This window comes from Janthinobacterium sp. 78 (assembly GCF_003096775.1).
GTDB lineage: Bacteria > Pseudomonadota > Gammaproteobacteria > Burkholderiales > Burkholderiaceae_D > Janthinobacterium > Janthinobacterium tructae.
On sequence record NZ_QENT01000001.1, the window covers coordinates 5656942 to 5681341 of the forward strand.

The following is a 24400-nucleotide window of genomic DNA, read 5'->3' on the forward strand; positions in this document are numbered from 1 at the left end:
AATCAGGCAGCTTTGATTTTATGCAAATAAAGTCGGCTGCCATCAAGGCAATTCCGCCGCGCCCATGCGGCGCAGGATGACACTGGTACGCCGGTTCAGATAGCCCGTGTCGCGGTGACGGTCGTAAAAGCGCGGATTCGGCAGCATCACGGCCAGTTTCGCCGCCTGCGCCGTACTCAGGCCCGCCGCGCTGACCTTGTAATAGTGGCGCGCGGCCGCTTCGGCGCCGAAGGTGCCCGTGCCAAACTCTACCACGTTCAGATAAATCTCGAAAATACGCTCTTTTTCCATCAGGTTTTCCAGCATATACGTGATGATCAGTTCCTGGCCCTTGCGCACATAGCTGCGAGAACCGGAGAGGAACAGATTCTTCGCCAGCTGCTGCGTGATGGTGGAGCCACCGGCCACGACTTTCTGCTTCTTGCTGTTTTTTTCATACGCCTTTTGCAAGGCTTCCCAGTCCACGCCTTCGTGCTCGGAAAAATTCGCATCTTCCGAGGCGATGATGGCCCGTTTCAGGTTGTTCGAGATGCGGTTGTACGGCACCCACGTCTGCTTGATCGTGGCATTCGGATTCTTGTCCTGCAAGACAGACAACTGTTCGCGCATGAAGGCCGTGCTGGACGGGTTGTGGTCGATCCACCACCAGATTTGCAGGAAGAAATACAGTTGCACGACGATAAAGGCCAGGATAGGCACGATAAACAGCCACTTGATCCAGCCGTAGCGGCTGCCGTTACCCCCTTTGCGCGCGCCCTTCTTGCCGCCACTCACAGGTTGCCCCGCAATTGCGCCAGCAAGTCCTGCGTCTGCGGCCGCACGCCGCGCCACACGTAAAACGCTTCGGCCGCCTGCTCCACCAGCATGCCCAGGCCGTCGCGCACCTGCGCGCCATGCTGCGCGGCAAAGTCCATGAAGACGGTGGGCTGGGCGCCGTACATCATGTCCAGCGCCAGCGTGTGGCTGCCAAAAACACTGGGCGGCACGGGCGGCAAGTCGCCCGCCAGGCTGGCCGAAGTGGCATTGATGACGATATCGAAGACGCCGTCCGCCTGCGCGAAGCTACCTGCGCGCAGCTGGGCAGCGTGACTCGCCGCATGCGCAAACTGCGCCACCAGCGCCTCGGCCGTGGCCACGGTGCGGTTGGCAATGAAGATTTCCTGCGGCCCTTGTTCCAGCAAGGGCAACACCACGCCGCGCGCCGCGCCGCCCGCGCCCAGCAGCAGGACGCGCTTGCCCGCGATGGCCACGCCCGCGTTGCGCACGATGTCAGCCACCAGGCCCGCGCCATCGGTATTGTCGCCAAGAATGGTGTCGCCATCGAAACGCAGGGTATTGACGGCGCCGGCCGCCTTGGCCCGCGGCGTCAGGACAGTGGCCAGCGCACACGCATCGAGTTTGAAGGGCACCGTCACGTTCGCGCCCTTGCCGCCCTCGGCGGCAAACGTGCGGGCCGCCAGGGCAAAGCCATCGAGCGGCGGCAACCGGCGTTCGTAGACGACGGGCTCGCCCGTCTGCAGGGCAAACGCGGCGTGGATCAGGGGGGACTTGCTGTGGGCGATGGGATTGCCGAAGACGCAATATTGATCGGGATTCATTGCTTGCTTGTTCAATTGCTGCCGCCAGTCAGGTTAGCTTCCATTTTTTCTTCGCGCGTAAATTTGAAGCGGGTGATCACCACCCACAGGTCGTCCTTGTCACTCGACAACATATTCGGTGGAAAACGGCCGAACGGCGCCGCGCGGCGCACGATGGCCAGGGCCGCCGCATCGAGCACGGGGTTGCCCGAGCTTTTCTCCACGCGGGCGCCGCCTTCCTTCTGGTAAATCGTGCCGTCCTGGAAGATAGGGATGTAGACGACCAGTTCGCCATATATCTTGCGGCCATTCTTTTGCGGGAAATTCAGGGTGCCGATTTCCTCGATGCGCTTTTGCAGGGTCTTGTAATACATGGCATAGCCGACCTCCTGCGTGCTGGGCGTAATAAACGTCTTGCGCGGACGTTTATTCTGGTCTTCCACGGTCTGGCTGATCTCGGCCGCCATGCGCGCGATGGCCTTGCTGCTTTCCATCAAGTCCGAACCGGACGCCAGCGGATTGGGCTTGTCCTGTTCCGTGACGGGCGCGGCGCTGTAGGGCGTCGGCCTGGCCGCCTGCGTCAGCAATTGCTGCTGTTTTTGTTCCAGTTCGGCAATGCGCCGGGCGCTGGCCTTGACGCTGTCGCCCTCTTCCACCTTGCGCATGTCGGGCAAGGGCGACTTGGCGCGGCCCTTGTCGGCCTGGCCACCGCCATCGAGGTTGGCTTGCGCCAGGGCATCGGCCTTCAGCGGTTTGTTCGCATGCTTGGCGTTGACCAGGATCACTTCCAGGCCGGGATCGGTGGCGACGGCGCGCTGTGGCGCCGGGGCGACAAAATGCATCGCCAGCAAGGCGCCGTGCGCCAGCAGCGATACCGCCACGGCAATCATCAGGAAACGATACTCTCGGAAAGACTTCACGCGCAACCCAGTTCCTTACAACACACGATACAAGATGGCTGAATTCTACGTCAAAGGGCGATGCCGGCAACAGTTTTCAGCACCGCCCTGGTGGTCTGCCTGGGACCTTACTTGACCTCGGGTTCGCTGACCACGTCTTCGCTGGCCAGTTCCGCCACTTCCGCATCGGCATCGCTGACCTGGTTGGCCGCTTCCGGCGAAGCTTCTTGCGCCACGTCGCCCGCGTCGGCACCGTCGTCGCCCGCTTCTTCTTCGTAGTCGAGCTCGGCATCGGCCGCCGCATCGGGCACGGCGGCGATTTCCAGCAGGCGCGCTTCAATGCTCAGGTCGACTTCATCCCAGCGCAAGAGATCCAGCTTGACCTGCGCACCGCGCGCCACCGATGGCATGCCCGGCAGCTTGATGACCAGCGGAATGTCGACCAGGCGCAAAATCTCGTCTTTCAAGACGACGGCATCGACCTGGCGCGCGTTTTCCTGGTGCAGCCAGCGCAAGCACCAGTAGCGTTCCATGTTCGACTGGAAATCGCCATACGCGGCATACGCGGCGTCGAAGGCCGAAACGATGGCGAACAAATTTGCATCACGGGGCTTGAACGGGGCCACCAAGGGGGCCGTCACGCCATGCTCGGCGCAGGCGATAATTTGCCACTGGTTCACCAGATCCGTATAGCGGCGCAAAGGCGAGGTGCTCCACGCGTATTGATCCACGCCCAGGCCCTGGTGCGGCGCCGCATGGGTCACCATGCGTACCTGCATCTTGGCCGCCCAGCTATTGCCGCTGCCGCCGCCCTGGCTGCGGTAGATGCCCGGCACGCCATGGTCGTGCAGCATCTTGCCCCAGGTACTGTTGGCAAAGATCATCAGTTCAGCGACGATCTTGTCGAGCGGCGCGCCACGCTTGCGGCGCGCCACGGTGACGATATCGTTTTCCACATAAAAGTTGAAATCGACACGGTTATTCTGTTCCGGCTTCAGGCCGAACGCTTCGCGCTTCTTCATGCGGCCCTGCTCCAGCTGCTGCGCCCACTGCCACAGCACGGCAAAATCGGCCTTGTGCGGGTACTCGCCTTCGCCACTGGCCAGGGTTTCCTCGTTGACCAGATCGTCCAACTGGTTATGCCGCAAATTGCTGGCAATCGGCACCAGCTCGGCGCGCGTCTGCGTGCTGATGACCGCCCAGTCGGCTTTCGGGTCCAGCGTGGCGTACAGCGACAGGGCCGGGCACGTCGTGCCTTCGGCGAGCGTGAAAGCATTCACGATTTCGTCCGGCAGCATGGTGATCTTGTCGCCCGGCATGTAGACGGTCGACATGCGCTGGCGCGCCATCTTGTCAATCACGTCTTCCGGGCGGATGCCCAGGCCCGGCGCGGCGATGTGTATACCCACTTTCACGGTGCCATCGGGCAGCGGCTGCACGGAGAAGGCATCGTCGATCTCGGTGGTGGTCACGTCGTCGATCGAGAAGGCGGCCACCTCGGCCAGCGGCAGCTTGGCCGTCACGGCGGGCACGGGCACGCTCGGGAAGCCGGCGCCTTTCGGGAAATTTTCAAAGAGGAATTTCGACAGGTGCAAGTCTTTCGGCGAAGCAATACCGCCGACGGCCAGCATCAGGCGCGGCGGCGTCGTGTGCAATTGCGTGCACGCCGCTTCGAGCGCCTTGTATTCGATGGTGTTCTTGTCCGGCTTGAACAGCAGTTGCAGCACCATGGGCTGCATCGAGGCAGGCAAGCGGTTCTGTTTCAGCTCGTCCACATAGCCTGCCTGCACCAGCGCCTGCTGCTTTTTCTTTTCGATGCCGGCCAGGGCCGCCTTCAGCGACGCTTCCGGCGCCGCCTTGTAGCGGCCACGGCCCTTCTTGTAGAAATACACGGGTGCCGAATGCAGGGCCAGGATCAGGCCGGCCGCTTCTGGCGGCAACGGTGCGTGGCCGAAATACTCGGCGCCCAGCTCGGCAAAGCCGAACTCGTCTTCGCCCGCCACTTCCCACAGGAAATCGAGGTCGATCTCGGCGGCAATGCTCTTGGCCTGTTCCAGCAGCTCGGCCGGGGCCGGCTTTTCATACTGCAGCAGCACATCCTTGACCTTGACCTTGGTGCGCTTGCCGCTGGCCATTTCCACTTGATACGCTTCACCCGCTTGCGACAGGACCGTGCCGACCTTGAAATCGCCGGATTCTTCAAAAAATAGATTCATTGTTATGCTTTGTTTATTAATGTGTCGGTTGTAACGGTGCGAGTGAGGGGCATCAACTCCAGCACCGCCGGCAAAAATACTTCGGTTACCAGCAGCAAGCCCTGGTGACGCTGGTACAGGCAGCGGCGGGCAAAAAACAGCGCCGTATCGTCGACGCGCTGCCCTTCCCGTGACAGCGCCGCCTGCGCCCGCTGCACCAGCGGGTGGCCGGCGCGCAAACGGGCAAATTCCAGTGCACCGCGCCGTACCATGCGGTCGCCAAACAGGGTCGTGCCCAGCGAACGCTCGCCCAGCGCGGAAAACAAGGGCCAGTCCGTGGCCGTCGCCTGCATGGGCACGACGGTATGGCCAAACACGGCCGGTCTGTTATCACAACGCAACAACACTTCGCGTTCCCATACCCGGCCCGCGCGGTGCAAACCAATGATCGCCGCCTCGTCGCTCAAACAACGCGCCGTTTCCTGATGCAAACATTGCACGCGAAATGCCTGGCTATGCGCTTTCAGCTTGGCCGTCAGCGAGCCGCCGCCCGTGAGCCAGTGGCGCAGGGTGGGTGGCGCATTGACGGCATTCACGTGCGCATGCCATTGCGCCTGGCGCAGCGAACCCGGCCTCACCGGGCGGCGTCCGCATCGATGCTGCAAAAGGCCAGCACGGGCGCCACATAATCGGCAAATTCGCTGATGCCATGGTCGCTGCCGTCGATGACGCACTGTTGCGCCCCCTGATAATGCGCCAGCATGTCGCGGTAGTCGAGTACTTCATCGCCGGTGGCGGCAATCAGGAAGTAACGTTGCGGCTCCGTAATTTTCGCTACGGCAAACGCACGCAGTTCGTCGATATACTCTCGCTTGAACTCGAATGGCTGGTCCGAATGGAACTCGGTCGTCACGCCCACATGCTGTTCCAGGTCGATCAGGGGAACAATCGCGGGGTTGAGCAGCACGGCGCGGCAACCGAGCTGCTCGGCCAGCCAGGTGGCGTAATAGCCGCCCAAGGACGAGCCGATGATGGTCAGGTCGCCCGGCGCCACGTCCTTGACCAGCGACAGGGCGAGCTCGATGGCCAGCTTGGGCGAAGCCGGCAATTGCGGGCACAGCCACTCTGACTCGCGGCCCAGCGCCTGCATCTGCGCGGCCAGCAGGCGCGACTTCATCGACAGGGGCGACGAGCGGAATCCATGCAGGTACAGAATCATCGGCCCAGCGCCTCCAGCAACTTCTGGTGCACGCCGCCAAAGCCGCCATTGCTCATGACCACGATCTGGTCGCCAGGACGGGCGGCCGCGGCCACGGCGGCCACCAGGGTATCGATGTCTTCATACGCGCTGGCAATCTTGCCCAGCGGCGCCAGCGCGTCGCCCAGGCTCCAGCCCAGCGCGGCATGGCTGCCGTAACCGAAGACCAGGTCGGCATCCTTCAGGCTGCCAGGCAGCGCATCTTTCATGGCGCCCAGCTTCATGGTGTTCGAACGCGGTTCCAGCACGGCCAGGATGCGGGCGCTGCTGCCTATTTTCTGGCGCAGGCCGCCCACGGTCGTGGCAATGGCCGTCGGGTGATGCGCGAAATCGTCGTACACGGTGATGGCGTTGACCACGCCGCGTACTTCCATGCGCCGCTTGACGCTCTCGAACGTGGCCAGCGACGCGCAGGCCTGGGCCATCGGCACGCCCACATGGCGCGCGGCGGCGATGGCTGCCAGCGCATTGCTGCGGTTGTGCTTGCCCGTCAGGGCCCACGCCACATGGCCTTCCTGCTGGCCATTGAAATACACGTCGAAGCTGCCATCGGCCTGCTCTTGCAGTTGCCAGTTGGCATCTTGGCCAAAACTTTCCTTTTCACTCCAGCAACCACGCGCCAGCACGCGCTGCAGCGACGCTTCGTCGCCGTTGAACACGAGGCGGCCGATGCCGGGCACCGTGCGCACCAGGTGGTGGAATTGCGTCTCGATCGCGTGCAGATCGGGGAAGATGTCGGCGTGATCGTATTCCAGGTTATTCATGATGGCCGTCTTCGCGTGGTAATGCACGAACTTGCTGCGCTTGTCGAAGAAGGCCGTATCGTATTCATCGGCTTCGATGACGAAGAAGTCTGACTCGGCGCTCTTGCCATCGATCTTGCCGCTGAGGCGGGCGGAAATGCCAAAGTTCATCGGCACGCCGCCGATCAGGAAGCCCGGCGCATAGCCCGCGTCTTCGAGTATCCAGGCCAGCATGGCCGAGGTAGTCGTCTTGCCATGCGTGCCGGCCACGGCCAGTACCCACTTGTTGCGCAAGATGTGTTCGCCGATCCACTGCGGGCCGGACACGTACGGCAGGCTGCGGTTGAGGATTTCTTCCACCAGCGGGTTGCCGCGCGAGACGACATTGCCAATCACATACAAATCCGGGTTCAGCTTGGTTTGTTCCGGATCAAAGCCCTGGATCAGTTCGATTCCCTGCGATTCCAGCTGGGTGCTCATCGGCGGATACACGTTGGCATCGCAACCAGTAACTTTATGGCCGGCTTCCTTGGCCAGCACGGCCAGGCCGCCCATGAAGGTACCGCAAATGCCGAGAATATGAATATGCATGTGATCAGTGCGAAAGGTGCACGCTTAAGTAAGTAAGACGGTGAGATAAAAAAGAGCAAGTGTGGGATTTTACCTGACGCCATGACTTTTTCCGCTTCGGAGTATCATCTCGCTCATGACGAACGATGCATTTGACGATAGTGCGCAGCTGCGCCAGGAAATCGCCGCCGCTGCCGCGCGCCTCGTGGCGCAGGATGGCGCCGACTATGGCAGTGCCAAGCGCAAAGCGGCGCGGCAGGTCCTGGGCGACGCGCCCAGCCCGCCCAACGTACTTCCCGATAACGACATGATCGAGGAACAGGTGCGGCAATACAATGCCCTGTTCCTGGCCGACAGCCAGCCGGCGCGCCTGTTCCAGCTGCGCACGATCGCGCTGCAGGTCATGGAAGCGTTGCAACAGTTTCATCCCCTGCTCAGCGGCCCCGTGCTCAACGGCACGGCCGGCCCCCACGACGAAATCTATTTGCAGCTGTTTGCCGAGAGCGCCAAGGATATCCACATCTTTCTGCTGAATAAAAATGTCGTGCTCGACATGTCGGAAAGCCCGCATTTCAAGGGGGCGCGTTATGATGCGGTCGAGACAGCCAGTTTCTTGTGGAAAAACGAAGGCGTGCACGCAGCCATGTATGAGCTCGACGATATGCGCGGCGCACTGAAAGCCAAGGCGGACGGCAAGGTGCTGCGCACCGACATCGCCGGGCTGCGCAGCCTGCTGGCAACCAGCCTCGCCGATGGCGTGCCGGCTGCCGACTAACATTGATATAGATAAAGTTATGACAAAAAAGAATTGGATCGGCTGCGCCATCGTGGCGCTGATGTTCGGCGCCATGGGCGCCTACGTGGGCTTGAGCAAGGAAAAAGCGAAAGCAGCGGGACCGCTGACGACCACCATCGCGCCCGGCGCGAGCGGTCCCGTCAACGAACTGTATGCACTGTCCCTGCCGGACGCGGCGGGCGCCACGCAAGCCTTGTCGCAATGGAAAGGCAAGAATTTGCTGGTGAATTTCTGGGCGCCATGGTGTCCGCCTTGCGTGGAAGAAATGCCGGAGTTATCCGAAGTACAAGGCCACTATGCGGCGAAAAACCTGCAAGTGATCGGTATCGGTATCGATTCGGCCAGTAATATTGCCACTTTTGCCAGCAAGGTCAAGATCGCCTATCCGGTGTATGTGTCCGGTTTGAGCGGCACCGACCTGTCGCGTCATTTTGGCAATGCCACCGGCGGTTTGCCCTTTACGGTGCTGATCGGCGCCGATGGCGAAGTCAAAAAGACCTATCTGGGCCGCTTGAAATTTGATCAGTTGCGCGCCGATCTGGATAAATTGTAAATTCGGAGCGTGCTTTTTTCTCTTGCCAATGCGTATCTTTGGCGGCAAAATGCGGAACTTTCGCTAAAACGGTCTTCCATACATGGCAAAAAACCTCCTTCTGCTCAACGGTCCCAACCTGAATTTGCTGGGAACGCGCGAGCCAGAGGTCTACGGCGCCAGCACCTTGGCCGATATCGAGCAGGCAGCAATGGCGCAAGCCATGGCGGCCGGTGCCGACCTGATCTGCTTTCAAAGCAACCATGAAGGCGCACTGATCGACCGCATCCATGCCGCGCGAGCGGAAGGGATCGATGCCATCGTCATCAATCCGGGCGGCCTGACCCATACCAGCGTTGCCTTGCGCGATGCGCTGGCCGGGGTCGCCATCCCGTTCGTGGAAGTCCATATCTCGAATATTTATCAACGCGAAACGTTTCGACATCACTCATTTCTCAGCGCGATCGCGCAGGGGACGATCTGCGGGCTAGGTATCGATGGATATCGGCTTGCCATCGACTTTGCGCTTAAAAAACGTTAATCTACGCGATCTGCACGTATTTAGCGCGGCGATAGGTTCTGGACATCACCGCATCACTCATAAAACAAACTACATTCCTAGGGGTTTTACATGGATCTACGAAAACTCAAGACCTTGATCGACCTGGTCGCCGAATCGGACATCGCAGAGCTGGAAGTGACCGAAGGCGAAAGCAAGGTTCGCATCGTCAAATCGTCGGCCATGCCGCAAAACCAGATGGTCATGATGCAGCCGCAAGGCATGCAAGCCCACTACCAGCCAGCCGCGCCTGCCGCGCCTGCGCCAGCGGCCGCAGTCGTCGCCGCCGAGCCTACGGGCTATGTGGTCAAGTCGCCGATGGTTGGCACCTTCTACCGCTCCTCCGCTCCTGGCAGCGCCGCCTATGTTGAAGTGGGCTCGGCCGTCAAGGAAGGTGATACCCTGTGCATCATCGAAGCGATGAAGCTGCTCAATGAAATCGACTCCGATAAAGCCGGTGTCGTGACCCAGATCCTGGTCGAAAATGGCCAGCCGGTCGAATTCGGTCAACCCTTGTTTGTGATCGGCTAAAACCCAGTCCACACGGCCGGCAACGGCCGTTTGCAGTTTTAGCCCCTCACACTTGTTGTTTCGCCGGCTCGCCGGCTCTCACAGACATACGCGAACCTACCATGTTTGAAAAAATCCTGATTGCCAACCGTGGTGAAATTGCCCTCCGTATTCAGCGCGCCTGCCGCGAAATGGGCATCAAAACGGTTGTAGTCCACTCCGAAGCCGACAAGGACGCAAAATACGTCAAGCTGGCCGACGAATCCGTTTGTATCGGCCCGGCACAGTCGGCCCTGAGCTACCTGAACATGCCCGCCATTATCAGCGCCGCTGAAGTGACGGATGCACAAGCGATTCACCCAGGCTATGGCTTCCTGTCGGAAAACGCCGACTTTGCCGAACGCGTCGAGAAATCGGGCTTCGTCTTCATCGGCCCGCGCTCCGAATCGATCCGTTTGATGGGCGACAAAGTGTCGGCCAAGCAAACCATGATCAAGGCCGGCGTGCCTTGCGTGCCCGGCTCGGAAGGTGCATTGCCGGACGATCCGAAAGCGATCGTGCAAATTGCCCGCAAGGTCGGCTATCCGGTCATCATCAAGGCCGCCGGCGGCGGTGGCGGACGCGGCATGCGCGTGGTGCACACGGAAGCTGCCCTGATCAACGCCGTGTCGATGACCAAGACGGAAGCCGGCACGGCGTTCGGCAACCCTGAAGTGTATATGGAGAAGTACCTGGAAAATCCGCGCCACGTGGAAATCCAGATCCTTGCCGACGAACACAAGAACGCCGTCTGGCTGGGCGAGCGCGACTGCTCCATGCAGCGCCGCCACCAGAAAGTGATCGAAGAAGCACCAGCGCCGGGCATCCCGCGCAAACTCATCGAGAAAATCGGCGACCGTTGCGCCGAAGCCTGCCGCAAGATCGGCTACCGCGGCGCCGGCACGTTTGAATTCCTGTACGAAAACGGCGAGTTCTATTTCATTGAAATGAATACCCGCGTGCAAGTGGAACATCCCGTCACCGAGATGATCACCGGCATCGACATCGTGCAAGAACAGATCCGCATCGCCGCCGGCGAAAAACTGCGTTTCCGCCAGCGCGACGTCTTGCTGTCGGGCCACGCCATCGAGTGCCGCATCAATGCCGAAGATCCGTTCAAGTTCACGCCATCGCCAGGCAAGATCGTGTCGTGGCATGCGCCGGGCGGCCCGGGTATCCGCGTCGACTCGCACGCCTACGCCGGTTACTACGTGCCGCCACACTACGACTCGATGATCGGCAAAGTGATCGCTTACGGCGCCACGCGCGAGCAAGCGATCCGCCGCATGCAGATCGCCCTGTCCGAAATGGTGGTCGAAGGCATCAACACGAATATCGCCCTGCACCGCGAACTAATGATCGACGCGCGCTTCATCGAAGGCGGCACCAACATTCACTATCTGGAACAGAAACTGGCCGACATGCCGGACCTGGGTAAGAACCTGAATGGCGGCAGCCCCAGCATCGCCAAGAAATCCGAAATCAAGGCGGACGCATGAGCTGGACAGAAATCGTCATCGAAATCGCCCGTGACAACGCCGAGGCCATGTCCGACGCGTTGATGGAAGCGGGTGCCCTGTCGGTCTCGGTGGAAGACGCCGATGAAGGCACGGATGCCGAGCAGCCCCTGTTTGGCGAGCCCGGCATGGAACCGAAGGAAGCGGCGTGGGAACGCAGCCGCGTGGTGGCGCTGACCGACGTCGACGCCGACCAGGCCGCCATCGTGGCGACCGCCGCCGCCGCTGTCGGCATGGCAACGGTACCGGCGTTTACCATGCGCCCGGTGGAAGAGCAGGACTGGGTGCGCCTGACCCAGTCGCAATTCGCCCCGATTCACATCGGCAAGAATATCTGGGTCGTGCCCAGCTGGCACGAGGCACCGGATCCTGACGGCCTGATCCTGGAACTGGACCCGGGCCTGGCCTTCGGCACGGGCAGCCATCCGACCACGCGTTTGTGCATGGAGTGGCTGGAAGCCAATCCCGCCCCTGGCAAGAGCGTGCTCGACTACGGTTGCGGTTCCGGCATCCTGGCCATGGTGGCCAAGAAGCTCGGTGCGCAAACCGTGGTCGGCGTCGATATCGACCCGCAAGCGATCGAATCGGCTGGCTTGAATGCCGAACGCAACCAGTGCGAGATCGAATATTTCTTGCCAGACACGTTTGCCACGTCGGCACACGCCACGGCCAAGTTTGACATCGTCGTTGCCAACATCCTGTCGAGCCCATTGAAGGTGATGGCGCCGATGCTGTCGGGCCGTGTTGCCGCCGGCGGCGCGCTGATCCTGTCCGGCGTGCTGGCACGCCAGGCCGAAGAAGTGGCTGCCGCCTACGCACCGTTCATCGAACTGGGTGTCTGGGCCGAGCAAGACGGCTGGGTGGCCCTGCATGGCCGCCTGGGCAGCACGCAAGCGCCTGCGCCCCGCGCGGAAGGTGCATAAGCACAGCAATGGCCCTCGCCACCAAATGCCCCCATTGCAACACGATATTTCGGGTCGCTGCTGACCAGTTGAAGTTACGTGGGGGCATCGTGCGCTGTGGCACGTGCAGGGAAGTGTTTGACGGCAATGCCGCGCTGGTCGATCCAGCCGCGGCATCGCCGTTTTTAACATCCGGCCCCGGCGCTGCCGCCCCGCTGTCGACCACCGATCCTGCGAACCACAGCCTGCCGTCCGCCACGGACGACGAACCCATCTATTCTCTCGACTTCGACACCTCGTTCGACCCGTTCGGCATCTTGCCGGCAACGGCGCAGCTCAAGGACGATGAAGACGATGGCGAGCACATCGAGCTGGACCTCGACGTCAGCCTGCCCGACGAGGCGCTGGATGACGCGCCGCTCGAACTACCAGTAGAAACACCGGCAGAGCTGCCTGAACCACCGCTACCCCGCCCAATGGCGCCCTTCAAGCGCCGCCAGGTCGATGACGCGCCCGCCTTCGCCACGTATTTGCGCGACAGCCGCCGCGAACCGAGCCTGGAAACGGTGGCAGCCCCAGTAGTCCCAGCCGAAAAAGTCAGCCTGGACAAGCCCACCCCCGCGCGCCGGGAACCGACGCTGGCCGACCACGCTTTCGACGCGCTGCCTGCCGCCCCCGTTGCGCCGGAGCCAGCCGAAGAGCAGGACGACCCCGTCCTGCCGCCGGCCGACGACGAACCGGCCTTTGTGATCCAGGGCCGGCGCCGCGAACAGAGCGGCAAGGCCTTGCGCATCGCCATGGCCACCGGCTCGGTAGTGCTGTTACTTTTGTTATTGCTGCAAGTAATGACCACCTTCCGCAATCCGCTGGCGGCGCAGTTTCCGCAGTGGAAGCCGACCCTGGTCGCGCTGTGCAAGCTCAGTGGCTGCCAGGTCGACTTGCCGGCGCAGATCGAGGCGCTGTCCGTCGAACAGGGTGAATTGCAGACCCTCAAGGAACACACCTTTTCCTACGTCTCGCTGCTGCGCAACCAGAGCCGCAGCGTGCAAGCCTGGCCCAGCATCGAACTGATACTCAACGATGCCAACGACAAGCCCGTCTTGCGCCGTGTCATCGCGCCGCGCGACTACCTGCCGGCCACGATCGATGTGAGCCAGGGCTTTGCGCCGCGCTCGGAACAAACCATCAAACTGTACTTTGCATTAGACCAGCTCACGGCGTCTGGTTACCATATCGCCATCTTTTACCCTTAACCGACACTATCATGACCAAAACATCGCTGATCTGCGGCTCGCTCGCCACCGACACCATCATGCAATTCCCCGGCCGCTTCGGCGAATCGCTGCTGGCCGACCAGTTGCACAAGGTGAACGTGTCCTTCCTCGTGCCCACCATGCGCACGGAGTTCGGCGGTTGCTCGGGCAACATCGCCTACAGCCTGAAGATGCTGGGCGGCGACCCGCGCATCGTCGGCGTCATGGGCCAGGACAGCGCCGCCTACCTGGAACGCCTGCAAAAGCTGGGCATTTCCACCGCCAACATCCTGATCAAGGCCGACAGCTACAACGCGCAGTGCTTCGTCACGGCCGATGCCGACAATAACCAGATCAATGCCTTCCACCCGGGCGCCATGTCGTTTGCACATGAAAACCCGATCGCCAATGCGGGCCCGGCCAAGGTTGCCATCATTTCGCCCGACGGCGACCAGGGCATGCTCAAGCACGCCGCCGACCTGGCCGAGCTGGGCATCCCCTTCATGTTCGATCCGGGCCAACAGTTGCCACGCTTCAATGGCGAACAATTGATCGACTTCATCAACAAAGCCACGTATGTGTCGGCCAACGACTATGAAATGGAAATGTTGATGGAACGTACGGGCTTGACCCTGCCGGACATCGCCAGCCGCCTGGACGCGCTGATCGAGGCGCTGTCCGTCGAACAGGGTGAATTGCAGACCCTCAAGGAACACACCTTTTCCTACGTCTCGCTGCTGCGCAACCAGAGCCGCAGCGTGCAAGCCTGGCCCAGCATCGAACTGATACTCAACGATGCCAACGACAAGCCGCTCTTGCGCCGCGTGATCGCGCCGCGCGACTACCTGCCGGCCACGATCGATGTGAGCCAGGGCTTTGCGCCGCGCTCGGAACAAACCATCAAACTGTACTTTGCATTAGACCAGCTCACGGCGTCTGGTTACCATATCGCCATCTTTTACCCTTAACCGACACTATCATGACCAAAACATCGCTGATCTGCGGCTCGCTCGCCACCGACACCATCATGCAATTCCCCGGCCGCTTCGGCGAATCGCTGCTGGCCGACCAGTTGCACAAGGTGAACGTGTCCTTCCTCGTGCCCACCATGCGCACGGAGTTCGGCGGTTGCTCGGGCAACATCGCCTACAGCCTGAAGATGCTGGGCGGCGACCCGCGCATCGTCGGCGTCATGGGCCAGGACAGCGCCGCCTACCTGGAACGCCTGAAAAAGCTGGACATTTCCACCGCCAACATCCTGATCAAGGCCGACAGCTACAACGCGCAGTGCTTCGTCACGGCCGATGCGGACAATAACCAGATCAATGCCTTCCACCCGGGTGCCATGTCGTTTGCACATGAAAACCCGATCGCCAATGCGGGCCCGGCCAAGGTTGCCATCATTTCGCCCGACGGCGACCAGGGCATGCTCAAGCACGCCGCCGACCTGGCCGAGCTGGGCATCCCCTTCATGTTCGATCCGGGTCAACAGTTGCCACGCTTCAATGGCGAACAATTGATCGACTTCATCAACAAAGCCACGTATGTGTCGGCCAACGACTATGAAATGGAAATGTTGATGGAACGTACGGGCTTGACCCTGCCGGACATCGCCAGCCGCCTGGACGCGCTGATCGTCACGCGTGGCGAAAAAGGGTCGGAGATCTATACGGACGGCAAGCGCATCGACATTCCTGTCGTGACCGCCAAGGAAGTGCTGGACCCGACCGGTTGCGGCGACGCCTACCGTGCTGGCTTGCTGTTCGGCATCACCAACGACCTGGGCTGGGAAACCAGCGGCCGCCTGGCCAGCCTGCTGGGCGCGATTAAAATCGCCACGCAGGGCGCGCAAAACCATGTGTTTACGCCAGAAAGCATCGCCGAGCAGTTCGAAGCGGCATTTGGTTACCGCTATTAATATGTAGGTCGTAGGTCGGATTAGCGGGGCGCAGCCACGCGTAATCCGACAACATCATTGGCATCGCGGGTGATGTCGGGTTACGCCAGGCTAACCCGACCTACACCACCATCACCGTCATCGCAGCACAATAATCATCCCCACCAGCACTTGCGCGATCTGCAACAGGATCAGCGCCACCAGCAGCGACAAATCCAGGCTGCCGACCAGCGGCACGACCTTGCGGAGCGGACGCAGCAGCGGCTCGTTCAGGGCCCGTATAAACGGCGCCAGCGGCGCATGCGGGTTGACCCAGCTGAAGATGGCTTCGATGATCAGCAGAGCCATGAAACCGTAGAGTATCCATTGCAGGAAGCGTTGCAGCGACTTGAGCAGCACCACCTCGACGGGAGCGCCGGCAATAAACAGGACCGAACTGGCCAGCAGCACAATCAGGAAGGCGCCGATCAGGCTGGCCCAGTCATACCCGCCCACGCCCGGCACCACGCGGCGCAGGGGGCGCACCAGCCAGTCGGACAATTGAAACGTGAATTGCGCCACCGATGAAGGGGGCCGCACGCGCACCGCCTGCATCCAGAAGCGCAGCAGCAATACGCCGCCCAGCAAGGTGGCAATGGTATCAACGATCAATGTAAGGATAACGATCAGCACGACTAATTCTCCAAAAAAAAACCGCTGTGTGATTGAGTCACACAGCGGCGTGTTGCCTCATCCAGGCACCCGTATCGCAAGAATTACGATGGGCGGGTGCTGGTTGGGAATGGCCAGGCTGCAGCCGGTGCCAACACGGTTTTTGCTACAGGTGCGATAGGTGCCGATGGCTTGGCGACAGGCGCTGCCTTCTTCGGTGCGGCCTTTTTAGGCGCGGCCTTCTTGGCGGCTGGCTTGGCGGCCACGGCGACTGGTGCCGCTGGAGCTGCTGCTGCCACGACTGGCGCTGCGGCTGGCTTGGCGGCAGGTTTCGCTGCGGCTTTCGCTGCTGGCTTGGCTGCTGGCTTCGCTGCTACCTTGGCCGCTGGCTTGGCTGCAGGTTTCGCTGCGACCTTGGCGGCAGGTTTCGCTGCTGCTTTGGCGACCGGTTTGGCGGCTACTTTGGCGGCTACTTTAGCTGCTGGCTTGGCGGCAACTTTCGCTACCGGCTTGGCTGCTACCTTGGCTGCCGGCTTCGCTGCTGCTTTGGCGGCTGGCTTGGCGACGACTTTTTTCGCTGCTGGCTTGGCTGCTGGCTTCGCTACTGCTTTGGCGGCAGGTTTCGCTGCGGCTTTCGCTGCTGGCTTAGCTGCTGGCTTGGCTGCTGCTTTGGCTACCGGCTTGGCAACGGCTTTTTTCGCTGCTGCCTTGACGGCTGGCTTGGCTGCCGCTTTTGCTGCGGGCTTCGCTGCTACCTTGGCCGCTGGCTTGGCTGCCGCTTTTGCTGCTGGCTTGGCTGCTGCTTTGGCGGCCGGCTTGGCTGCTGCCTTGGCGACGACTTTTTTCGCTGCAGGCTTGGCTGCTGCCTTGGCGACCGGTTTGGCGGCAGGTTTCGCTGCGGCTTTTTTCACTGCTGGCTTGGCTGCTGGTTTTGCTGCAGCTTTTGCTGCTGGCTTGGCAACGGCTTTTTTCGCCACTGGCTTGGCTGCTGCCTTGGCGGCAGGTTTCGCTGCCACTTTCGCGGCTGGCTTGGCTGCCGGCTTGGTTGCCGGCTTTGCTGCAGCCTTGGCCGCTGGTTTCGCTGCGGCTTTTGCTACTGGCTTGGCTGCCACTTTTGCTGCCGGCTTGGCAGCCACTTTTGCTGCAGGCTTGGCTGCGGCTTTGGCGACTGGTTTGGCGGCTGGTTTCGCTGCGGCTTTGGCAGCTGGTTTAGCGGCAACCGTCTTGACTGCGGCTGCCGGCTTCTTCGCGGCAGGAGCAGCCTTGACGGCTGGTTTCTTTACTTCTGATTTCTTAGCGGCTGTTGCCATTTGTCTCTCCTTCATCTGAGATGAGAAATTTAAGCTACAAGATTTAAACCCGTCCGACCCACCACAGGGATAGGCCAGGCGAATTATTCATCGGCACAAACGGTCGTTTGCGCTAATGAATTCGGCACCAGCTGAACTGCTGCAACTCCTCACGTTTGCAGCACTTCAGCCATCGTCGGTGCCACCCTGCTTTATCTCGCAGCTGGTGGCAAAGTCTGAATTCGGTCATTCGTTTTCGATGCCGTGCGTTTTTTCGCTCCTCGCATCGCGCTCGCCACAACACCCATGCGTCAAATAAAAAACCGCCATGCCTGAAAAAATTCGGGCACGGCGGCAGACGAAAACGGTGTGGTTTTGTGCATATCCGTGTAAATCTGTATCCCTGTTTTGCGAGCTTTTTTTGCTACCGCGCTGGTTAAAAAACCCCGCATTCTAACGCTCGCATTTGCAATCTCATAAAGTACACGAAAACCTTGTCAATGCGCAACCGGCACGACACGTTTTCACCCGCTTTTTTGCACGTTACGCGTGCTATCGCACAATCGCGCGGCAAATGCCGCCGCCAGCGTCTCCTGAAATGATTTTTGGGACCCGCCATGCGCCCCTTCGCAGCAGGCGAAAATCCTCGCGCAAGCCTCGTCGCAGCGCTGAATAAAGCATGCATTTTTCCACCGCCATGCACGCGAAAAAAAAAGCGCCGTCACGAGGACGGCGCTTCCTGGCGTAGCCTGAAAAAGGATTATTCCCAGTTCAGCGCACCACCCGTTTGGTACTCGGTCACGCGCGTCTCGAAGAAGTTGCGTTCCTTCTTCATGTCGATCATTTCGCTCATCCACGGGAATGGATTTTCCTCTTGCGCGAACAGCGGCTCGAGGCCGATCTGCTGCGCGCGGCGGTTGGCGATGAAGCGCAGATAGCCCTTGAACATCGGTGCGTTCAGACCCAGCACGCCGCGTGGCATGGTGTCTTCCGCGTACGCGTATTCCAGCTCCACGGCTTGCATGAACAGCACTTTGATCTCTTCGCGGAATTCGGCCGTCCACAGCTGCGGGTTTTCCATCTTGATCGTGTTGATCAAGTCGATGCCGAAGTTGCAGTGCATCGATTCGTCGCGCAGGATGTACTGGTACTGCTCGGCAGCGCCCATCATCTTGTTCTGGCGGCCCAGCGCCAGGATCTGCGTGAAGCCGACGTAGAAGAACAGGCCTTCCATCAGGCAGGCAAACACGATCAGGGATTTCAGCAGCTTCTGGTCGTTTTCCACTGTGCCGGTGGTAAATGCCGGGTCGGTCAGGGTGTTGATGAACGGGATCAGGAATTCATCCTTGTCGCGGATCGACTTGACTTCGTTGTAGGCGTTGAAGATCTCGCCTTCGTCCAGGCCCAGGGATTCCACGATGTACTGGTAGGCGTGCGTGTGGATCGCTTCCTCGAACGCCTGACGCAGCAGGTACTGGCGGCATTCCGGCGCCGTGATGTGGCGGTAGGTGCCCAGCACGATGTTGTTGGCGGCCAGCGAGTCGGCCGTCACGAAGAAGCCCAGGTTGCGCTTGACCAGGCGGCGCTCGTCGTCCGTCAGGCCGTTCGGGTTTTTCCACAGCTCGATATCACGCTGCATGTTCACTTCCTGCGGCATCCAGTGGTTGGCGCAGCCGGCCAGGTATTTGTCCCACGCCCACTTGTACTTGAACGGCACCAGCTGGTTGACGTCCGTCTTGCCGTTGATGATGCGCTTGTCGTCGGCATTCACGCGGCGCGCCACTTGCTCGGCGTTCGCTTCGGACGGTTCGGCACCGGCCGGCAGGTTCAATTCGGTATTTCCCAATGGCGCTTGCTGCGCCGGACGCGGCACAGCTGCCGACGTGGTTTCATCATCCCAGGACAACGACATAATCTTCTTCCTTTCCATGCCGGCGAGCCGGCGATCCGCAACAGGCCCGTTGAATCGGACAATGCGGACATTAACAACATTGAATCAGCCCAGCAGCGCTGGACTGACAACTAAAATTTTTAAAAACCGTCGCGAGCAAGCCCGATATCGGGTCGAGTAGCGCAGCCGTACTTTAGTACGGTGAGCAACACAGAACCCGAGAGGGGGCTGCGCAGCAGGTTTTTACTGGCAGGCTTCGCATTCTTCGAAACCGTCATCTCCCGGACGCAGGTAGCAGGCTTCGCCATCGGCGTCGTCCGCTGCAGCTGCCACCACGGGTGCCACCACGGCGGCAGCGGCTGCCGCCACGATCGCTGCCTGTGCGCTCTGGGCGCTGGCCGACATGCCGCCATCGACTGCCACGGCGTTCAGGGCACCCGTCTTGGAGGTCGATTTCTCCATGTGGGTAGCGGCGATGGTACGCAGGTAGTAGGTGGTTTTCAGGCCACGCAGCCATGCCAGCTTGTAGGTCTCGTCGAGCTTCTTGCCCGACGCGCCAGCCATGTAGATGTTCAGCGACTGGGCCTGGTCGATCCACTTCTGGCGACGCGAAGCCGCTTCCACCAGCCAGCTTGGCGACACTTCAAAGGCGGTGGCGTAGATGTCGCGCAAGTCTTGCGGGATGCGGTCGATCTTCACCAGCGAACCGTCGAAGTACTTCAGGTCGGAGATCATGACTTCATCCCACAGGTCGCGCGCCTTCAGGTCGCGCACCAGGTAGCCGTTGATCTCGGTGAATTCGCCCGACAGATTCGATTTCACATACAGGTTCTGGAACGTCGGCTCGATACAGGCCGATACGCCGATGATGTTCGAAATCGTCGCCGTCGGGGCGATCGCCACGCAGTTCGAGTTGCGCATGCCGAACTTGGCGATGCGTTCGCGCACCGGGGTCCAGTCCATGGCCGACGAGGAATCGACTTCCAGGTAGCCGCCGCGCTCTTCGGCCAACAGTTTGACCGAGTCCTGCGGCAGGATGCCACGGTCCCACAGCGAACCGGCATACGATTCATAGCGGCCGCGTTCTTCGGCCAGTTCCGTCGACGCCAGGTAGGCGTAGTAGCACACCGCTTCCATCGAGGTATCGGCGAAGCTGACGGCGGCGTCCGAAGCGAACGGGATGCGCATCATGTGCAGGCAGTCCTGGAAGCCCATCACGCCCATGCCGACCGGACGGTGGCGCATGTTCGAATTGCGCGCCTTCTCGACGGCGTAGTAATTGATGTCGATGACGTTGTCGAGCATGCGCATGGCGGTGCGCACGGTCTTGGCCAGCTTGACGTGATCGAGCTTGCCTTCCTTCATGTGCGCCGGCATGTTCACGGAACCGAGGTTGCAGACGGCGATTTCGTCAGGGCCCGTATTCAGCGTGATTTCCGTGCACAGGTTCGAGCTGTGGACGACGCCGACGTGCGACTGCGGGCTGCGGATGTTGCAAGGATCCTTGAACGTGATCCATGGGTGGCCCGTTTCAAACAGCATCGACAGCATCTTGCGCCACAGGTCCAGCGCGGCGATTTTCTTGAACGAACGGATTTCGCCGGCGGCGGCCTTGGCTTCGTAGCCCAGGTAAGCCTTTTCAAAGGCCTTGCCGACCAGGTCGTGCAAATCTGGCGTTTCGGATGGCGAGAACAGGGTCCACTCGCCTTTTTCCATGACGCGCTTCATGAACATGTCGGGAATCCAGTTCGCCGTGTTCATGTCGTGCGTGCGGCGGCGGTCGTCGCCCGTGTTCTTGCGCAGGTCGAGGAATTCCTCGATGTCCATGTGCCAGGTTTCCAGGTAGGCGCAGACGGCGCCCTTGCGCTTGCCGCCCTGGTTGACTGCCACGGCCGTGTCGTTGACCACTTTCAGGAACGGCACCACGCCTTGCGACTTGCCGTTGGTGCCCTTGATGTGGGCGCCCAGGGCGCGCACTGGCGTCCAGTCGTTACCCAGGCCGCCGGCGTACTTGGCCAGCAGCGCGTTGTCCTTGATGGCGTCGTAGATGCCTTCCAGGTCGTCCGAGACGGTGCTCAGGTAGCACGACGACAGCTGCGAGCGCAGGGTGCCCGAGTTGAACAGGGTCGGCGTCGAGCTCATGAAGTCGAACGAGGACAGCAGATTGTAGAACTCGATGGTGCGCGCTTCGCGGTCCGCTTCGTTCAGCGACAGGCCCATGGCCACGCGCATGTAGAACGCCTGCGGCATTTCGATGCGCACGTCATGGATGTGCAGGAAGTAGCGGTCATACAGCGTTTGCAGGCCGATGTAGCCGAATTGCAAGTCGCGGTCGGCAACGATGGCCTTGGCCAGGCGTTCCAGGTCGAAACTGGCAAGTACCGGGTTCAGCAGATCGTTGGCGATGCCCTTGGCGATATATTGCGGGAAATACGTCAGGTACTCGGCGGCAGCGGCCGCTTGCGGCACTTCCTTGCCGAACACTTCCTTGCGCACCGTGTGCAGCAGGATGCGGGCCGTGACCTGGCTGTAGGCCGGATCTTTTTCCATCAGCGCGCGCGCCGCCAGGATGGCCGACTTGTGCAGCTCTTCGACGGGCACGCCGTCGTACAGGTTCTTCACCGTTTCCGCCAGGATGGCGTCGGCATCGACGTGCTTTTCCAGGCCGGCGCAGGCGGCGTTGATCAGGTCGCGCACTTCCTGCATGTTCAGCAGGCGGCGCACGCCGTTGTCAGTGACGTTCAGTTGGGGTGCGGTCACTTGCGCGGAAGCGCCCAGCGCCTCCTTCTGCAAGCGGCGCTCTTCCATGTGCTTGGCGCGGTACAGCACGTAGGCACGCGCCACATCGTGCTCGCCCGAACGCATCAGCGACAGTTCCACCTGGTCTTGCACGTCTTCGATATGGAAGGTGCCGCCACCCGGATGGCGGCGCACCAGCGCGGCGACGACGCCGTCGGTCAGTTGCTCCACCAGTTCGCGGACGCGTGCCGAAGCGGCGCCCTGGCCGCCGTTAACGGCCAAAAACGCCTTGGTCATGGCGATGGCGATCTTCGAAGGCTCAAATGCCACCACCGCGCCGTTGCGGCGGATGATGCGATAGTCGCCCAATGCCGCGCCGGTGCTCGCCACGCTATTGGCCGCGCCTGGCGCTGGCGATACTGGCGTTGGATGGATGGAAATATCTTGTGGTGATTGCATTGAAGCTCCCGTTGTCAGCTAAAGTCAGCCTGCAGTTTTGCTGCCGCGTGTGTTGTTGAATAGAACGCCCGATGGTCAGGGTTTCTTCAGGTATTTGTTGCTAGATAATAAATAATATACAGCCGAAAATCAGACGGCCAACCTGTACAGCCCGGCTGGCGCGAAACACGATCAAGGGTGATGAAACGCCAGTTCCCGTTGCCATATCAACAAACAGGGTAGCTTTGGTAATAATTCTGAAAATGTCTGTGATGGCACTACATATAGTCTTTAAATCCAAGTTATGTACTAATTGTAGTGCCCATCGAAAGGCGATGCAATAGTTTTCCGGCATCCGCCAGCGTAATTTTTTGTATTTTCATATACGATTTCGGTTGACTTTTCAGGGCACGGATGGAAAGCCCAATCCCCGCGTAGTAAGCGCTAACGCAGGCTGCCCGCGCATAGTTTCCAGCCAGCATTTTTGATAAAAACACCAGTCAAAAAACGGCCCCGGATCCGTCTTCCGCCCCGGCGCAATATGCGCGTGGCCGCGCACCTGGGACAGCCCGTAGCGCGTCACCAGCGCCGCCGTCAGCGCCGCCAGCACGCGGTATTGCTGCGGCTGGAAGGGGACAAAGTCCGTGCCCTCCATTTCGACACCGATGGAATAGCCATTGCACTGCGGGCGCCCTTCGAACGTGGACGCGCCCGCATGCCAGGCACGTTGATCAGTAGAAACATATTGCAACAGAGCACCATCGCGCCGCACAAAAAAGTGCGCCGACACCTGCAAGCCACGCAGGTCGGCGAAAGAAGGATCGGCATTATAGTCTACCCGGCCGGTAAACAAGTCCGACACATGCGGTCCACCGAAGTGGCCGCCCGGCAAGCTGATGTTATGGACCACCAGCAAATCGACTTGCGCACCGTCCGGGCGCGCATCGTGGTATTGGGAGTCATAGCGCAGCGCGCCGTCGCACCAGCCGTCTTCATCTATCGTCCATGCTGTCATCAAGATAACGCTTCCTGTATCGTCAATTTCTGCATGCGGTAACGCAGCTGGCGCACGCTCAGGCCCAGCTGGCGCGCCGCCCGTGCGCGGTGATAGCGCGCCTGCACCAGCGCCTGCATGATCATGTCGCGCTCGGCCTGGCGTAAATACATGTCCAGCGGCAAAGCGGGCGGCACGCCATATGCCGCCATGCCGGGCAGGCACAGTTGCCGCTCCGGCAAGTCCGGCAATGCCGGCGGCGCCTGCAGCGGCATGCTGCCCGCCGCGGACGGCAAGGCCAGCGCGTCGAGTGCAATCACGCCGCCGTCGGCAAAGGCCAATGCCCGCTCCAGCAGGTTTTCCAGTTCGCGCACATTGCCGGGAAACGCATACGCGGCCAAAGCCGCCAGCACCGGCGGCGCCAGGCTCACGGCCTGGCGTGGCGCCAGACGCGCCAGGATCACCTCACATAATACCTGCAGATCGCCGCGCCGCTCGCGCAATGGCGGCAGCGCCAGCTCGATCACATGGAGGCGGTAAAACAGATCCTGGCGAAACGTGCCGGCGGCCACACCGCGCGCCAGGCCATGCTGGCTGGCGCACAGGATGCGCACGTCGACGGCCTCGTCAGTACTACCGCCCAGCTTGCGCACGCGCCGCTCCTGCAGCACGCGCAACAGCTTGACCTGCATGGCCAGCGGCAGATCGTCGACTTCATCGAGCAGCAAACTGCCGCCATGGGCCGCCTGGAACAATCCCTGGCGCTCATGCGCCCCCGTATAGGCGCCCTGGCGGCAGCCGAAGAATTCGGCTTCCATCAGCGCTTCGGGAATCGCGCCGCAGTTGACGGCGATAAACGGGAAGCTGGCGCGCGCGCCCTGCGCATGGATGGCGCGCGCCGCCAATTCCTTGCCCGTGCCCGATTCGCCGCGGATGGCCACCGGCGCGCCACAGCGGGCGATGCGGCCGATCTGCGCGCGCAGCGCCTGCATGGGCAGCGAATTGCCGCTCAGTTGCGGCGCCGGTGGCATGCCGGCGGCGGTCACGGTATGCGGGCTGGGGCGGGGACTGGACATGGGACGCGCCTTTCTGCAATGGCGGCGACGAAGCGCCTGCTGCAGATGCTACGCCGGGCGCAGGCAGGAGGACGT

General features: G+C 61.1%; 23 protein-coding genes. 10 read left to right on the forward strand and 13 right to left on the reverse strand.

What is annotated here, in order from left to right:
* Positions 1-42: 42 nt before the first annotated feature.
* The 7 genes from mtgA to mpl all read right to left on the reverse strand — a co-directional run bounded on the left by mtgA (position 43) and on the right by mpl (position 7263).
* Positions 43-774, reverse strand: coding sequence for a monofunctional biosynthetic peptidoglycan transglycosylase (gene mtgA, locus C8C92_RS24880; RefSeq protein WP_116745538.1), 732 nt, complete (start codon positions 772-774; stop codon positions 43-45).
* Positions 771-1598: a shikimate dehydrogenase gene (gene aroE / locus C8C92_RS24885; protein WP_116745539.1), complete on the reverse strand. Its 828-nt coding sequence runs from the start codon at positions 1596-1598 to the stop codon at positions 771-773. Before aroE ends, mtgA begins: the two co-directional genes overlap by 4 nt.
* A gap of 11 nt (positions 1599-1609) precedes the next feature.
* Entirely contained in the window at positions 1610-2467 is an 858-nt protein-coding gene (locus C8C92_RS24890; RefSeq protein WP_116745540.1) for an energy transducer TonB, read from the reverse strand.
* A 137-nt stretch (positions 2468-2604) separates the two neighbouring features.
* On the reverse strand, positions 2605-4692 hold the full coding sequence (locus tag C8C92_RS24895) for an RNB domain-containing ribonuclease (protein WP_116745541.1): 2088 nt from the start codon (positions 4690-4692) through the stop codon (positions 2605-2607).
* Between the two features lie 2 nt (positions 4693-4694).
* The gene (locus C8C92_RS24900) at positions 4695-5309 is read right to left on the reverse strand and encodes a chorismate lyase (RefSeq protein WP_116745542.1); all 615 of its coding nucleotides are present in this window, start codon (positions 5307-5309) and stop codon (positions 4695-4697) included.
* On the reverse strand, positions 5306-5890 hold the full coding sequence (locus C8C92_RS24905; protein ID WP_116745543.1) for a YqiA/YcfP family alpha/beta fold hydrolase: 585 nt from the start codon (positions 5888-5890) through the stop codon (positions 5306-5308). The genes C8C92_RS24900 and C8C92_RS24905 overlap by 4 nt, the downstream gene beginning before the upstream one ends.
* Positions 5887-7263 (reverse strand): UDP-N-acetylmuramate:L-alanyl-gamma-D-glutamyl-meso-diaminopimelate ligase, encoded by a 1377-nt coding sequence (gene mpl, locus C8C92_RS24910; RefSeq protein WP_116745544.1) that lies wholly within the window; start codon positions 7261-7263, stop codon positions 5887-5889. The genes C8C92_RS24905 and mpl overlap by 4 nt, the downstream gene beginning before the upstream one ends.
* Positions 7264-7378: 115 nt before the next feature.
* Between mpl and C8C92_RS24915 the strand changes: the two genes are divergently transcribed.
* The 9 genes from C8C92_RS24915 (at position 7379) to C8C92_RS24955 (ending at position 15268) form a co-directional block, all read left to right on the forward strand.
* The gene (locus C8C92_RS24915; protein WP_116745545.1) at positions 7379-8017 is read left to right on the forward strand and encodes a hypothetical protein; all 639 of its coding nucleotides are present in this window, start codon (positions 7379-7381) and stop codon (positions 8015-8017) included.
* Between the two features lie 19 nt (positions 8018-8036).
* Complete coding sequence (locus tag C8C92_RS24920; RefSeq protein WP_116745546.1) at positions 8037-8591, forward strand: TlpA disulfide reductase family protein; 555 nt, start codon at positions 8037-8039, stop codon at positions 8589-8591.
* An 82-nt stretch (positions 8592-8673) separates the two neighbouring features.
* Positions 8674-9111 (forward strand): type II 3-dehydroquinate dehydratase, encoded by a 438-nt coding sequence (gene aroQ / locus C8C92_RS24925; protein ID WP_071075522.1) that lies wholly within the window; start codon positions 8674-8676, stop codon positions 9109-9111.
* Between the two features lie 90 nt (positions 9112-9201).
* Positions 9202-9660, forward strand: a complete 459-nt coding sequence (gene accB, locus C8C92_RS24930) for an acetyl-CoA carboxylase biotin carboxyl carrier protein (protein ID WP_096237829.1) — start codon at positions 9202-9204, stop codon at positions 9658-9660.
* 101 nt (positions 9661-9761) lie between these two features.
* Positions 9762-11177: an acetyl-CoA carboxylase biotin carboxylase subunit gene (accC, locus tag C8C92_RS24935; RefSeq protein ID WP_096237830.1), complete on the forward strand. Its 1416-nt coding sequence runs from the start codon at positions 9762-9764 to the stop codon at positions 11175-11177.
* A complete protein-coding gene (gene prmA / locus C8C92_RS24940; RefSeq protein ID WP_116745547.1) occupies positions 11174-12118 on the forward strand; it encodes a 50S ribosomal protein L11 methyltransferase in 945 nt (314 codons plus the stop codon). Before accC ends, prmA begins: the two co-directional genes overlap by 4 nt.
* A gap of 113 nt (positions 12119-12231) precedes the next feature.
* On the forward strand, positions 12232-13350 hold the full coding sequence (locus tag C8C92_RS24945) for a DUF3426 domain-containing protein (RefSeq protein WP_243420351.1): 1119 nt from the start codon (positions 12232-12234) through the stop codon (positions 13348-13350).
* Positions 13351-13361: 11 nt separating this feature from the next.
* The gene (locus tag C8C92_RS24950; protein ID WP_165829543.1) at positions 13362-14318 is read left to right on the forward strand and encodes a PfkB family carbohydrate kinase; all 957 of its coding nucleotides are present in this window, start codon (positions 13362-13364) and stop codon (positions 14316-14318) included.
* Between the two features lie 11 nt (positions 14319-14329).
* Complete coding sequence (locus C8C92_RS24955) at positions 14330-15268, forward strand: carbohydrate kinase family protein (protein ID WP_116745548.1); 939 nt, start codon at positions 14330-14332, stop codon at positions 15266-15268.
* A 117-nt stretch (positions 15269-15385) separates the two neighbouring features.
* On the opposite strand, the gene C8C92_RS24960 is transcribed toward C8C92_RS24955, so the two are convergent.
* Entirely contained in the window at positions 15386-15919 is a 534-nt protein-coding gene (locus tag C8C92_RS24960; protein WP_279340950.1) for a YggT family protein, read from the reverse strand.
* 83 nt (positions 15920-16002) lie between these two features.
* Positions 16003-16809, reverse strand: coding sequence for a hypothetical protein (locus tag C8C92_RS24965; RefSeq protein WP_207781047.1), 807 nt, complete (start codon positions 16807-16809; stop codon positions 16003-16005).
* On the opposite strand from C8C92_RS24965, the gene C8C92_RS27675 reads away from it, so the two are divergent.
* The gene (locus tag C8C92_RS27675; protein WP_207781048.1) at positions 16778-17227 is read left to right on the forward strand and encodes a hypothetical protein; all 450 of its coding nucleotides are present in this window, start codon (positions 16778-16780) and stop codon (positions 17225-17227) included. The two genes, C8C92_RS24965 and C8C92_RS27675, sit on opposite strands and share 32 nt — an antisense overlap.
* Before the next feature lie 720 nt (positions 17228-17947).
* Here the strand turns inward: C8C92_RS27675 and C8C92_RS24970 are convergent.
* From C8C92_RS24970 to C8C92_RS28060, 4 genes are all read right to left on the reverse strand, one after another.
* Positions 17948-19099 (reverse strand): ribonucleotide-diphosphate reductase subunit beta, encoded by a 1152-nt coding sequence (locus C8C92_RS24970; protein WP_099762146.1) that lies wholly within the window; start codon positions 19097-19099, stop codon positions 17948-17950.
* A 222-nt stretch (positions 19100-19321) separates the two neighbouring features.
* Positions 19322-22276, reverse strand: a complete 2955-nt coding sequence (locus tag C8C92_RS24975; protein ID WP_116745551.1) for a ribonucleoside-diphosphate reductase subunit alpha — start codon at positions 22274-22276, stop codon at positions 19322-19324.
* 382 nt (positions 22277-22658) lie between these two features.
* Positions 22659-23270: a 1,6-anhydro-N-acetylmuramyl-L-alanine amidase AmpD gene (ampD, locus tag C8C92_RS24980; protein ID WP_116745552.1), complete on the reverse strand. Its 612-nt coding sequence runs from the start codon at positions 23268-23270 to the stop codon at positions 22659-22661.
* A complete protein-coding gene (locus C8C92_RS28060; RefSeq protein ID WP_116745553.1) occupies positions 23270-24325 on the reverse strand; it encodes a sigma-54 dependent transcriptional regulator in 1056 nt (351 codons plus the stop codon). The genes ampD and C8C92_RS28060 overlap by 1 nt, the downstream gene beginning before the upstream one ends.
* Positions 24326-24400: the final 75 nt, after the last annotated feature.

Coding starts and splice junctions, on each gene's coding strand:
- aroE (WP_116745539.1), bottom strand. CDS start 1,598: ATGAATCCCGATCAATATTGCGTCTTCGGCAATCCCATCGCCCACAGC.
- C8C92_RS24890 (WP_116745540.1), bottom strand. CDS start 2,467: ATGATTGCCGTGGCGGTATCGCTGCTGGCGCACGGCGCCTTGCTGGCG.
- C8C92_RS24895 (WP_116745541.1), bottom strand. CDS start 4,692: ATGAATCTATTTTTTGAAGAATCCGGCGATTTCAAGGTCGGCACGGTC.
- C8C92_RS24905 (WP_116745543.1), bottom strand. CDS start 5,890: ATGATTCTGTACCTGCATGGATTCCGCTCGTCGCCCCTGTCGATGAAG.
- mpl (WP_116745544.1), bottom strand. CDS start 7,263: ATGCATATTCATATTCTCGGCATTTGCGGTACCTTCATGGGCGGCCTG.
- C8C92_RS24915 (WP_116745545.1), top strand. CDS start 7,379: ATGACGAACGATGCATTTGACGATAGTGCGCAGCTGCGCCAGGAAATC.
- C8C92_RS24920 (WP_116745546.1), top strand. CDS start 8,037: ATGACAAAAAAGAATTGGATCGGCTGCGCCATCGTGGCGCTGATGTTC.
- aroQ (WP_071075522.1), top strand. CDS start 8,674: ATGGCAAAAAACCTCCTTCTGCTCAACGGTCCCAACCTGAATTTGCTG.
- accB (WP_096237829.1), top strand. CDS start 9,202: ATGGATCTACGAAAACTCAAGACCTTGATCGACCTGGTCGCCGAATCG.
- accC (WP_096237830.1), top strand. CDS start 9,762: ATGTTTGAAAAAATCCTGATTGCCAACCGTGGTGAAATTGCCCTCCGT.
- prmA (WP_116745547.1), top strand. CDS start 11,174: ATGAGCTGGACAGAAATCGTCATCGAAATCGCCCGTGACAACGCCGAG.
- C8C92_RS24950 (WP_165829543.1), top strand. CDS start 13,362: ATGACCAAAACATCGCTGATCTGCGGCTCGCTCGCCACCGACACCATC.
- C8C92_RS24955 (WP_116745548.1), top strand. CDS start 14,330: ATGACCAAAACATCGCTGATCTGCGGCTCGCTCGCCACCGACACCATC.
- C8C92_RS24970 (WP_099762146.1), bottom strand. CDS start 19,099: ATGTCGTTGTCCTGGGATGATGAAACCACGTCGGCAGCTGTGCCGCGT.
- C8C92_RS24975 (WP_116745551.1), bottom strand. CDS start 22,276: ATGCAATCACCACAAGATATTTCCATCCATCCAACGCCAGTATCGCCA.
- ampD (WP_116745552.1), bottom strand. CDS start 23,270: ATGACAGCATGGACGATAGATGAAGACGGCTGGTGCGACGGCGCGCTG.
- C8C92_RS28060 (WP_116745553.1), bottom strand. CDS start 24,325: ATGTCCAGTCCCCGCCCCAGCCCGCATACCGTGACCGCCGCCGGCATG.